The 11949-nt window shown below is 70.9% G+C and carries 11 protein-coding genes; 7 read left to right on the plus strand and 4 right to left on the minus strand.

Annotation, left to right across the window (positions count from 1 at the left end; translation table 11 throughout):
• Window positions 1-3 precede the first annotated feature (3 nt).
• The 4 genes from AC07DS_RS12885 (at window position 4) to AC07DS_RS12900 (ending at window position 3014) form a co-directional block, all read left to right on the plus strand.
• Entirely contained in the window at window positions 4-972 is a 969-nt protein-coding gene (locus AC07DS_RS12885) for an RNA polymerase subunit sigma-70 (RefSeq protein ID WP_479144761.1), read from the plus strand.
• Window positions 973-1082: 110 nt separating this feature from the next.
• Complete coding sequence (locus tag AC07DS_RS12890) at window positions 1083-1640, plus strand: dihydrofolate reductase family protein (RefSeq protein WP_479144646.1); 558 nt, start codon at window positions 1083-1085, stop codon at window positions 1638-1640.
• Window positions 1637-1954, plus strand: a complete 318-nt coding sequence (locus AC07DS_RS12895) for an EthD family reductase (RefSeq protein ID WP_479144648.1) — start codon at window positions 1637-1639, stop codon at window positions 1952-1954. The genes AC07DS_RS12890 and AC07DS_RS12895 overlap by 4 nt, the downstream gene beginning before the upstream one ends.
• Before the next feature lie 172 nt (window positions 1955-2126).
• Window positions 2127-3014 carry a cellulose-binding protein gene (locus AC07DS_RS12900; RefSeq protein WP_479144650.1) on the plus strand — a complete coding sequence of 296 codons (888 nt, stop codon included), beginning with the start codon at window positions 2127-2129 and terminating at the stop codon, window positions 3012-3014.
• Window positions 3015-3034: 20 nt separating this feature from the next.
• Here the strand turns inward: AC07DS_RS12900 and AC07DS_RS12905 are convergent, their stop codons facing one another.
• The 3 genes from AC07DS_RS12905 to AC07DS_RS12915 form a co-directional block, all read right to left on the minus strand.
• Window positions 3035-4678, minus strand: coding sequence for a sodium/solute symporter (locus tag AC07DS_RS12905; protein ID WP_479144652.1), 1644 nt, complete (start codon window positions 4676-4678; stop codon window positions 3035-3037).
• Window positions 4675-5082 (minus strand): DUF485 domain-containing protein, encoded by a 408-nt coding sequence (locus tag AC07DS_RS12910; protein ID WP_479144654.1) that lies wholly within the window; start codon window positions 5080-5082, stop codon window positions 4675-4677. Before AC07DS_RS12910 ends, AC07DS_RS12905 begins: the two co-directional genes overlap by 4 nt.
• Window positions 5083-5305: 223 nt before the next feature.
• Window positions 5306-6802: an MFS transporter gene (locus tag AC07DS_RS12915; RefSeq protein WP_479144656.1), complete on the minus strand. Its 1497-nt coding sequence runs from the start codon at window positions 6800-6802 to the stop codon at window positions 5306-5308.
• 421 nt (window positions 6803-7223) lie between these two features.
• Here AC07DS_RS12915 and AC07DS_RS12920 point away from each other — a divergent pair, with 421 nt between their 5' ends.
• Window positions 7224-8012 (plus strand): ABC transporter ATP-binding protein, encoded by a 789-nt coding sequence (locus AC07DS_RS12920; RefSeq protein WP_145876588.1) that lies wholly within the window; start codon window positions 7224-7226, stop codon window positions 8010-8012.
• Window positions 8009-10585 carry an ABC transporter permease gene (locus AC07DS_RS12925; protein ID WP_479144658.1) on the plus strand — a complete coding sequence of 859 codons (2577 nt, stop codon included), beginning with the start codon at window positions 8009-8011 and terminating at the stop codon, window positions 10583-10585. Before AC07DS_RS12920 ends, AC07DS_RS12925 begins: the two co-directional genes overlap by 4 nt.
• Before the next feature lie 113 nt (window positions 10586-10698).
• Here the strand turns inward: AC07DS_RS12925 and AC07DS_RS12930 are convergent, their stop codons facing one another.
• Entirely contained in the window at window positions 10699-11253 is a 555-nt protein-coding gene (locus tag AC07DS_RS12930) for a phospholipase A2 (protein WP_479144660.1), read from the minus strand.
• Window positions 11254-11386: 133 nt separating this feature from the next.
• On the opposite strand from AC07DS_RS12930, the gene AC07DS_RS12935 reads away from it, so the two are divergent.
• Window positions 11387-11884 carry a helix-turn-helix domain-containing protein gene (locus AC07DS_RS12935; protein WP_479144662.1) on the plus strand — a complete coding sequence of 166 codons (498 nt, stop codon included), beginning with the start codon at window positions 11387-11389 and terminating at the stop codon, window positions 11882-11884.
• Window positions 11885-11949 lie beyond the last annotated feature (65 nt).

Consider the following 11949-nt stretch of genomic DNA (forward strand, 5'->3'; position numbering starts at 1 on the left):
GGCCTGTCCGAGGAGTCCGACGCATCATGCCCTTCACGCGCGCGTGAAGGGCATGATGGGCGGGTGGACTTGGAGCCGTTCCGGGGTGAGCTGGTGGCGTACTGCTACCGCATGCTGGGCTCGTTCCACGAGGCCGAGGACGTCACGCAGGAGACGATGCTGCGGGCCTGGAAGGCCCGGGACCGGTACGACCCCGCGCGCGCCTCGGTGCGGACCTGGCTGTACCGGATCGCGACCAACGCCTGCCTGACCGCCCTCGAGGGCCGCGCCCGCCGCCCGCTGCCGTCGGGGCTCGGGGCGCCGGGCGAGGATCCGGGCGCACCGCTCACGCCGGCGCTCGACATCCCCTGGCTGGAGCCGTTCCCCGAGGCCCGGTTCGACGTGGAGGCGCGCGCGGATCTCAGGCTCGCGCTGGTGGCCGCGCTGCAGCTGCTGCCGCCCCGGCAGCGGGCCGTCCTGGTGCTGCGCGAGGTGCTGGAGTTCTCCGCCGCCGAGGTCGCGGGCCAGCTGGAGACGTCCGTTGCCGCCGTGAACAGCGCACTGCAGCGGGCGCGCGCCGCGGTCGCGGGCGCCGGTGGGGCGGGTGAGGTCACCGAGCCGGACGATCCCGAGGTGCGGGCGGTGGTGCAGCGGTATGTGCGCGCCTTCGAGGCCGCCGATGTACCCGCGCTCGTCCGGCTGCTCACCGAGGACGCGGTCCTGGAGATGCCGCCGGTGCCGCTGTGGTACCGGGGCGGCCGGGAGTACGGCCGGTTCATGGAGCGGGTGTTCGTGCTGCGCGGCACGGGCTGGCGTGTGCGCCCGGTGGCGGCCAACGGGCAGCCGGCGTTCGCGGCGTACGCGCCGGCGCCCGAGGGCGGCCATGTCCTGCACACCGTGCAGGTGCTGACGGTCACCGGCGGCCGGGTCGCGCGCAACGTGGTGTTCGCCGACCCGCGCGTGCTGGCCGCGTTCGCGCCGCCCGCTCCGTAGCTTTCTTCGGCCTTCTCCGGCTTTTTCGGAGCAGTTCCCTTCGGAGCGATGAGTCCCGTGGACGGCGCCGGTACGTACCGGTGAAGCATCCGAGCGAAGGGACAAGCGCCGTGAGCGTGATCGTCATCGAGTTCATCACCCTGGACGGGATCGTGTCCGACCCGGACGGGTCCGCGGGCACCGCCTACGGCGGCTGGATCTTCCGGGACGGCCCCGAGGCGGTCGCCGGGGACAGGTTCCGCCTCGGCCGCCTCCTGGACGAGGGGGTCCTGCTGCTGGGCCGTACCACCTGGGAGCTTTTCGCGGGGCTGTGGCCCGGGCGGGACGATCCGTTCGCCGCGCGGATGAACGCCGCGCCGAAGCTGGTCGCCTCCCGCACGGCGCCCGACGTGTCCGCGTGGTCCGGCTCGCGCCTTCTGGAGGGCGATCTGCTGGAGGCCGTACGGGCCGAGCGGCGGGACGTGGTCGTCAGCGGGAGCCTGGCGGTCGTCCAGGCGCTGAGGGCCGCCGACCTGGTCGACGAGTACCGGCTGATGACCTTCCCGGTCGTCCTGGGCGAGGGGCGGCGGCTGTTCCCCGCGGGGAGTCCGCCCGCCGACCTCGAGTGTCTGTCGGCCGAACAGGCCGGGACCGCCGTCCTCACGCGGCACCGGAGGGTGAAGCGATGACCGTCCGCTTCCTCGCCCTCTACGACAGGCCGGCCGACCCGGAGGCGTTCGAGCGGCACTACCGGGAGGTCCACATCCCGCTCGCCCGCGACCTGCCCGGGCTGCGCCGCTACACGGTCGGACGCGACCTCGCCCCCGTTCGCGGCGGTGAACCCTACTACCTGGTCGCGGCGCTGGAGTGGGACTCGCTCGACGATCTGCGCGCCGCGTTCGCTTCTGCCGAGGGAAGTGCGACCGCCGCCGACGCGGCGCACCTCCAGCGGCTGGCGCCCGTCCGCAGCATGATCGTCCCCCTGGAGGAGGACGTGCTCTAGACACCCCGCCCCGTGCCCCGGACGGCCGCAGACATCGAGAAGTACGGCATGCCGCGAGATTCCGACCGTGACATGTCTGCGGAGTGTCGCGTTATGCCCACTTACATCCGATCCATCAAGATGTGCGCCACATCGTCCTGTCGTGTATGTCCGGTGGAGAGGGGTTCCCAGGGTGAGCAGCGCATCGATGACGCCGCACGGCTTCCCGACCGTGCGGGGGCGCGCCTACCGCCCCGGCCAGGTCGACGCGTTCATGGAGGTGTTGTCGCTGGACCGGGACGCCGCGTGGGAGCGCGCCGCGCGGCTGACCGTGCTCGCCAAGGACATGGGTGCGCAGGCCGCGCGGCTGCGTGAGGCGGTCGCGCGGCTCGCTCCCCAGACCTACGAGACCCTCGGAGAGCAGGCTCAGCACCTCCACCAACTCGCGTTGCAGGAGGAGGCGGACGTCCGTGACCGTGCGCGGCGCGCGGCGGGCGAACAGGTCGCGCAGGCCGAAGCGGAAGCCCTCGGCCTGTGCCAGGAGGCGCAGGAAGCGGCGGACGCGCTCCGCGCGGACGCGGACGAACGTGCCCGCCAGCGCCTCCTCGCGGCGCGCGCGGAGGCCGACGACCTGCGCGTCGGTGCCCGGCTCGAAGTGAAGGAAGCGCGCGGGGAGGCGCTCGCCGCGCTGCGGGAGGTACGGCAGCGCACCGCCTGCATGCTCGGCGAGCAGTCCCGGGAGCTGGCCGAGCGGTGGGAGGCCACGCAACGCGAGGACGCCGAGCGGGCGGCCGCGCTGGAGGCCGAGGAGGCCGAGCGGCTCACCCGCGCCGAGTCCGCCCTCGCCGAGGCGGAGCACGCCCTCGGCGAGGCGGAGGAGTTCGGGCGCCGCTGCCAGGAGGAGGCGCGCGTGCGGGCCGCGGACATCGTCGCCGAGGCGCACGCGCGCGAGGAGCGCATCGCCCTGGACACCGAGCGGGTGCTGCGCGAGCACAGCGAGACCTGGGACGACGTCCAGGCGCACATGGACTACGTGCGCAGCAGCCTCATCTCGCTGACGGGCAGGGCGACCCTGGAGTAGCCCCCCCCGCGCGGACGTCGTCAACCGCCTCTGCGTACCGCCCCGGCGAGGATCCAACCCTCCACGGCCTCGTACTGGCGCCGCTGTTCCTCCGCCTTCCGGCGGCCCGAGACGACCGTGCCCAGCCAGCCGAAGAAGAAGCCGGCCGGGATGGAGACGATGCCCGTCGTGGTGAAAGGGAACCAGTTGAAGTCGGCGTGCGGGAACGCCGACACGGGCGAGCCGGAGACGAGGTTGGTGCCCGGCATGAGCAGCAGCACGGTCAGCGACCCCCCCAGGAGCGTGCCCATCAGCCCGCTGCGGGTGTAGCGGCGCCAGAAGAGGCCGTACACCAGGGCAGGTGCCAGGGCGGAGGCACCCAGACAGAAGGAGAGGGTGACCAGGGGCTGCAGGCTGTACTTCTGCACCCTGGTGGCCAGCAGGATCGTCGGGACGCCTATGGCGAGCGCGGACAGCCGGGCCAGGGTCATCTCCCTGCGGGCCGGCATCTCCTGGACCCGGGCGGCGAACACGTCGTGGGCGAGGGAGTTGGCACAGGCGAGGATCATCCCGGCCACTGAGGCGAGCAGGGTCAGGAAGATCGCCGTGGTGACCATGGTGAACAGAAAGGTCTCCGCGGTCGACACGCCGGCACCGAACGCCGCCCGCGAGCCCAGCAGGTAGGCCGTGTTGCCCTGCGGGTCGGCCGCCGCGATCGCGCCGCGGCCGACGAGCGCCGTGGCGCCGAACCCGATCACCGTGATGACCAGGACGAACAGCGCCACGATCGACACCGCCCAGGACAGCGAGCGGCGCACCTGGCGGGCGCTGGAGGCGGTGTACATGCGCATGGTGATGTGCGGCAGGCAGGCGCCGCCGAGCACGATGGTCAGCTCGGAGGTGATCATGTCCAGGCGGGCGCGCGGGTGTCCGGCGAACTCGAGCCCGGAGTGCAGGAAGGCCGGTCCGGCCCCGCTCTGCCGGGCCGCGGCGCCGAACAGGGCGCCCGGGTCCCAGTCGAAGCGGCGCAGGATCAGTACGGCGATCACGGCGCCCGATCCGACCAGCATCACGATCTTCAGGATCTGGATGAGGGCGGTGCCCTTCATGCCGCCGATCGCCGCGTAACTGATCATCAGCCCGCCGAGGCCGACGACGCAGCCGGTCTTCAGCGACTCGTTCGAGAAGCCGAGGATGAACGCCATCAGCTGTCCGGTGCCCGCGAGCTGGACCAGCATCAGCGGCAGCAGCGAGGCGATCGTGACCGCACAGATGGTGATCCGCACGCTGCGGCCCGGCATCCGGCGGGCCAGCGCGTCACCCATGGTGAACCGGCCCGCGTTGCGCAGCGGTTCGGCCAGCAGGAACATCAGCAGCATCAGCGACAGCGCCGTGCTGAGGGCGAGCACGACACCGTCGTAGCCGCACAGGGCGATCACCCCGCTGGTGCCCAGGACGGTCGCGGCGGAGATGTAGTCGCCCGCTATGGCCAGGCCGTTGCGCAGCGGGGACAGGGAGCCGTAGCCGGTGTAGAACTCGTCGAGGTCGTCGCGGTCCGGACCGGCCATCACGCACAGCAGCAGCGTGAGGGTGGCGACGGCGGAGAAGGCGACCAGCGACATGGTCTGCGCGGAGCTGCTGAAACCGGTGAAGCCGGAGAGGTCCGGGGCGGCGCCGGCGGTCATCGGGCCGCTCCTCGCCGTGCGTCCAGTTCGGCCTCCTTGCGGATGCGGTCCGCGAGCGGGTCGACATGGCGGCGTGCGGTGTGCTCGTACAGCGCGATCGCCAGCCAGGTGACCGGGAGTTGGAGGAGGGCGAGCAGCAGGCCCGCCGGGATGCCGTCGACGGCCGTTTTCGTCATGACGTCCGGTGCGAACGCGGACAGGACGAGGAACAGGGTGAAGTAGCCGAGCGCGGTGAGGGCGGCGGTGCGGCGCTGCCAGCGGTAGGCACCGCGCAGGATGCGCAGGTCGCTGTGGTGGCCGAGGGGTTCGCGGGGCGGAGTGCGGCGTGGGCGGGGCGGTTCGGGGGGCGGGGGCTGCCAGGGGTAGGTGAGGTACGACGGAGGGTGCGGCGGGTCGTAGGACATCCCGGGGCTCCTTGCGTGGCTCGGGTCCGTGGCGGCGGACCGCAGGGAGGTGGGGGGTGGGGGGAAACGGAGTCACGCACGTTACTCGCCGGTCCCGAGGCGCGCGGGGTTTTCGCCAAACTGGACGGTCGGTATGCGCTTACTGCACGGAAACGCGTCCGACCTCGGGTGTCACCCGCGTTAACCGAGCGGGTCGGGGAGGGCCGCGCCGCTTCCCGTGCGGTTACTCCTGCCGCACCGGGAACTTCCGCGGCGCCACCACCAGCAGCACCAGGAAGGCCAGCGCAGCGGCCCCGGCCGCGCCGAAGTACACCGCGTGCACCGCCGCGGCGATCGCCCGCCGCGTCGCCTCCGGAGCCGTACCGCCGTCCCACGCGCGCGTGACGGACTCCAGGTCGCCCGCCCCGCCCAGCCTGGCCGCCAGCACCCCGTTGGCGACCGCGCCGAACAGGGAGGCGCCCAGGGTCTGCCCGGTCTGCCGGCAGAACAGCACCGACGCGGTCGTCGTCCCCCGCTCCGACCAGCCCACCGTCGACTGCACCCCGATGATCAGCGGCAGCTGGAACAGCCCCAGTACGGCGCCCAGCGCCAGCATCAGCAGCATTGGCTGCCACCAGGACCCGGGATACGGCAGGAACGGGAACGCGAGCAGGACCAGCGTGCCCATGCCGATGCCGATCAGCGCGGTGTCACGGAAGCCGATGCGCCGGTACACGTGCTGACTGAGCGCCGCCGACCCGGACCAGGTCAGCGTCCACACACACAGCACGAGACCTGCGGCCGCCGGTCCGAGCCCGAGCACCGACTGGGCGTACGTGGGCAGGAACACCGACGGCGCCACCATCAGCAGCCCCAGCGCGCCGAACGCCAGATTGACGGCCGCGATCGTCCGGCGCCGCCACACCCACCCCGGGATGATCGGCTCCGCCGCCCGCCGCTCCACCCACACCACCACGCCCACCAGTGCGAACCCCGCACCGAACAGCGCGAGCGAGGGCGCCGACAGCCACGCCCAGGCCACCCCGCCCTGCACCAGCGCGGTCAGCAGCACCCCGCCGCACGCGAACACCGCGAGCGCGCCCGCCCAGTCCACGCGCGCGCGTGCCGCCTTCTCCCGCTCGGGCTCGTGCAGATGACGGACGATCAGCCACAGCGCGGCCGCCCCGATCGGCAGGTTGACCAGGAAGATCCAGCGCCAGTCGGCGTACGCGGCCAGCACCCCGCCCAGCCCCGGCCCGGCCACCGCCGACACCGCCCACACCGTGGACAGCCTGGCCTGTATCTTCGGACGCTCCGCCAGCGGGTACAGGTCGGCGGCCAGCGTCTGCACCGTCCCCTGCAACGCGCCGCCGCCCAGCCCCTGCACGATCCGGAACGCGATCAGCGCCCCCATGTTCCACGCACCGGCGCACAGCAGCGAGCCCAGCAGGAACACGGCGGCGCCCGCGACCAGGACCGGCTTGCGGCCGAAGGTGTCGGACAGCTTGCCGTAGACGGGCAGGGTGACGGTGACGGCGAGCAGATAGCCGGAGAACAGCCAGGAGAAGACGGAGAACCCGCCGAGGTCGCCGACGATCTGCGGCACGGCGGTGGAGACGATCGTGGCGTCCAGCGCGGCCAGCGCCATCGACAGCATCAGCGCGGCGACGACCGTGCCTCTCCTGCCGGTGCGCTGCTCCGTCGCGGCGCCGTCGCGTATCGCGGGTGTCGTACTCCCCACCGGATTCCCCTCCCGTGCCCCCTGCACCTATCTCCGGTACGACAGCTTCCCACGGCCCGCGTGACTTGACCCTGACGCGACGGGAGGGTGGAGGCTTTCTGGGCCGGAGGGTGGAGCCGACCCTGAGAGGGACTCCACCCGGCGGTGGACCACCCCTAGGGGTATCTCCGTACTACGACCTGGGGAGGGTTCGTACCGCCGGAGGAGGAGACGGGCCGGGTGCCGTCCTTAATCTGGCTTTACGCCGTCGGGGGGCGGCTGACCGAACCGGCGGGGGTGGGGTTTTCCCCCGCACAAGAGGGGGCTTCGCACCAGCGCGGGGCGCACCCCTCGCAGGCGAGACTCGACGCCGTACCCAGGACGACGCACCGGCACACCAGGGCGCGACGGCACATCTGCCAACCGATTTAGGAGACATACCGTGACATCGGCTGTTACCACTACCAGGCACGGGGGAACTGGCGGGCGTACGGCCGTTGCCGCGCGAGCGCGTCAGGTCGTCAAGGCGTACGGGTCCGGCGAGACCCGTGTCGTCGCCCTGGACCATGTGGACGTGGACATCGCCCGGGGCCAGTTCACCGCGATCATGGGCCCCTCGGGTTCCGGCAAGTCCACCCTGATGCACTGCCTCGCCGGCCTCGACACCGTGACCGGCGGGCAGATCTACCTGGACGAGACCGAGATAACCGGCCTGAAGGACAAGAAGCTCACCCAGCTGCGCCGGGACCGGATCGGGTTCATCTTCCAGGCGTTCAACCTGCTGCCCACGCTCAACGCGCTGGAGAACATCACGCTGCCCATGGACATCGCGGGCCGCAAGCCGGACCGGGAGTGGCTGGACCGGGTCGTGGAGACCGTCGGGCTCGCCGGACGGCTCAAGCACCGGCCCACCCAGCTCTCCGGCGGCCAGCAGCAGCGCGTCGCCGTGGCCCGTGCACTCGCCGCCCGACCGGAGATCATCTTCGGTGACGAGCCGACCGGAAACCTCGACTCGCGCGCGGGTGCGGAGGTCCTGGGCTTCCTGCGCCGCTCGGTGGACGAGCTGGGCCAGACCATCGTGATGGTCACCCACGACCCGGTCGCCGCCTCCTACGCGGACCGCGTGCTCTACCTCGCGGACGGCAGGATCGTGGACGAGATGTACCAGCCGACGGCCGATCAGGTCCTGGACCGCATGAAGGACTTCGACGCCCGGGGGCGCACGTCATGACCGTCCTGAAGACCTCGATGCGCAACTTCCTCGCGCACAAGGGCCGCATGGCGCTGTCGGCGGTCGCCGTGCTGCTGTCGGTCGCCTTCGTCTGCGGCACCCTGGTGTTCACCGACACGATGAACACCACCTTCGACAAGCTCTTCGAGGCGACGGCCTCGGACGTCACGGTCACGGCCAAGGACGCGTCCGACACCGGCGAGACCACCTCCCGCACCGGCAAGCCGCCGGTCATGCCGGCCTCCGTGCTCGGCGAGGTCCGAAAGGCCCAGGGCGTCACGAAGGCCGAGGGCACGGTGTTCTCGACCTCGGTGACCGTCGTCGACCACGACCTGGACAAGCTCTCGCCCAAGAGCGGCGCCCCGACCATCGTCGGCAGCTGGAACGGCAACGACGCCCGCACCATGAAGATCACCTCGGGTGCGGCGCCCAAGGGGCCCGACCAGGTCATGGTCGACGCGGACACCGCTGACAAGCACCATCTGAAGCTGGGCGACGAGATCGGCATCATCTCCGTCGTGGGCACCCACCACGCGCGCGTGTCCGGCATCGCCACCTTCACCGTCACCAACCCGGGCGCGGCGATCTTCTACCTGGACATGAAGACCGCCCAGCAGACCCTGGTCGGCCGCACCGGTGTCTACACCAACGTCAACGTCACCGCCGCCAAGGGCGTCACCGACGCCCAGCTGAAGAAGAACGTGGCGGCCGGACTCGGCCACGGCTACCAGGTGCAGACCGCCAAGGAGGTCGCCGACGCCAACCAGAAGGACGTCAAGTCCTTCCTGGACGTCATGAAGTACGCGATGCTCGGCTTCGCCGGGATCGCCTTCCTGGTCGGCATCTTCCTGATCGTCAACACCTTCTCGATGCTGGTCGCCCAGCGCACCCGCGAGATCGGCCTGATGCGCGCCATCGGGTCCTCCCGCAAGCAGGTCAACCGTTCCGTGCTCGTCGAGGCCTTGCTGCTCGGCCTCATCGGGTCCGCCCTCGGTGTCGGCGCGGGGGTCGGCATCGCGGTCGGCCTGATGAAGCTCATGGGCACCATGGGCATGCACCTGTCCACCGACGATCTGACCGTCGCCTGGACCACTCCGGCCCTCGGTCTGCTCCTCGGTGTCGTCGTCACCGTCCTGGCCGCCTACCTGCCCGCCCGGCGCGCGGGCAAGATCTCCCCGATGGCCGCCCTGCGCGAGGCGGGCGCCCCGGCCGACGCCAGGGCAGGTGTCGTACGGGCCCTGATCGGTCTGGTCCTGACCGGGGCCGGCGGCTGGAGCCTGCACGTCGCCGCCACCGCCGACCAGGCCAAGGACGGCTCGGCGTGGCTGGGCCTGGGCGTGGTGCTGACCCTGATCGGCTTCGTCGCCATCGGCCCCCTGCTCGCCGGCGGCCTGGTGCGCGTCCTCGGCGCGGTCATGCTGCGGATCTTCGGTCCGGTCGGCCGGATGGCCGAGCGCAACGCGCTGCGCAACCCGCGCCGCACTGGCGCCACCGGCGCGGCGCTGATGATCGGCCTGGCCCTGGTGGCCTGCCTGTCGGTCGTGGGCTCCTCGATGGTGGCCTCGGCCACCGACGAGCTGGACAAGTCGGTCGGTGCCGACTTCATCATCGAGGCGAGCGGCGGCAGCAAGCCCCTCACGCCGGCCGCAGTGAAGGCCATCCAGGGCACTCCCGGCCTCGCCCACGTCTCCCGCCTCAAGGAGGTGCCTGCCGAGCTGACCCTGCCGAACGGCAGCGCTCACAAGCAGAAACTGTTCGCCACCGACCCCGCCTATCCGCAGGACGTGCGCCGCACGACCCTCTCGGGCAGTCTGTCCGCCGTCTACGGGCGCGACGCGATCTCCGTCGGGTCGGACTTCGCTCACGAGAACGGCGTCAAGGTCGGCGACACCCTGAAGGTCGCCTTCGACGGGGGGCGCACGGCCCGGCTCCGGGTGGCCGCCGTGACCTCGGACGACACCGCGATCGACAAGGGGAAGATGTACACCGCCGTCACCACGGTCGGCAGGTACATGCCCGCGGACCGGATGCCGCTGGACATCGCGGTGCTCGCCGGGCACAGCGGTGACGAGCACCAGGTCTACGCCGCGCTCAAGAAGGCGGTGGCCGCGGACCCGTCGGTGACGGTCATGGACCGGTCCGACTACAAGAAGGACCTGCGCGACCAGGTGGGGCAGCTGCTCAACATGGTGTACGGCCTGCTCGCCCTCGCGATCGTGGTCGCGGTCCTGGGCGTGGTCAACACCCTGGCGCTGTCGGTGGTGGAGCGGACCCGGGAGATCGGCCTCATGCGGGCCCTCGGCCTCTCCCGGCGCCAGATGCGCCGCATGATCAGGCTGGAGTCGGTGGTCATCGCCCTGTTCGGCGCGCTGCTGGGGCTTGGCCTGGGCATGGGCTGGGGCGCGACCGCGCAGAAGCTCCTCGCCCTGGAGGGCATGAAGGTCCTGGAGATCCCCTGGCCGACGATCACCGGGGTCTTCATCGGCTCGGCCTTCGTGGGCCTGCTCGCGGCCCTGGTGCCGGCGTTCCGGGCGGCGCGGATGAACGTACTGAACGCCATCGCGACGGACTAGGCCACCCGCAACGGGGGAACGGGGGGAAAACGGCGGGGCGCGGAGATCAACTCCGCGCCCCGCCGTCCGCGTGCTCGTCACCGGTCACGGCTGGCGGCGCGGATCCCGGTGGATCAGCCGGCGGCGCGAACCGCGTCGTAGTACTTCTGCGCGGTCCTCAGGCAGGACTGCTTCAGCAGCTTCCGCTGCGCCGGCGGGTACGGGTCGGCCCAGGGCTTCCAGTTGCACGCAGCCTTCAGGTCCCTGAGGAGGGCCTTATCGATGCGCAGCTTGTGGTCCCTCTTGAAGTAGTAGTTGCCCACGAGGCCCTTGTAGTTGCGGTAGCCGAAGTCGTGGCGGTAGCAACCCCACTTGAAGGTGTAGCCGCCGGGCAGCGTGTCCGGAGAGTAGGTGCAGTAATCGGTGTGCCAGTTGAACTTGTACTGCTCGATCGCCTGCTTGTGCTGAAGGTGCAGAGTGAGTGCCTCGCTCCACTTCTGCGCCGAGGCGTCTGAATCCAGGGTGAGGGACTTCAGCTTGGCGAGCTTCTGCGCCTTGGTCACAGCGGAGGTCGCCGAGTGGGAAACGTTTCCGGTGGGTGCGGAATCCGCCAGGGCGGGCGCCGCGCCAGAGGCGAGGAGAACGCCCGAAAGGGCGATTCCGGTCAGTGTGGCACGCAACTTGGTCAAGGCTGCTTTCCCTTTCCGGTTGAGGTGGCGGCAACGATGGCATGTCCGCTCCATGGGGGCAATTGACTTTCTGGCGGCCGGTCCGTCGAGGAATGCGGAATTTGTTACTCCGGGTCTACTGACCTCGCCATATATGGCAGTCGATCGGCTGTATACCAGTCTCGCTATATGTCGTGGACGGAATGGTCCGGGCATCGGTCGGCAGGGGTGGGGAGAGGCTCAGATCTTGCTCAAGCGGGCGTCGGCCGAGGCCGCGCTTCGGCTATCCTTCGGATGTGCATCTGTTCCGAGGCTCGTCGGTGTCGAGCGATCCGGGAGTGAAGATGCGTCATCAACGGGGGTGGCTTTGGAGTGCGTCGAACGCAGGAGAATTCCTGACGAAAGACTGGAGGAAACTCTTGGGCGAGCCGTGCGTGAATGGCGCGGAAAAACCGGAATGACGCAAACCCGGCTCGCGGAACTTTCCGGTCTGACGCAGGCGGCAATTTCCCGGCTGGAGCATGGAAAATGTATGCCGACATTCCCTTTGCTGGAACGGATCGCCCGGGCCTTCGGCTCGGCGCTGCTCGTCGCGGTCGAACCGGGCCGCGGCGTGACCGTCACCTTCGTCACCGGCGGTGACACCGTCTAGGGGTGTCTAGGGGCACCCGTCGGGAGGGCGGAGCGGTCCGGGCGCGGCACCGGCGCCGTCGGCGT

It is taken from the genome of Streptomyces sp. NPDC044064 (assembly GCF_056434245.1).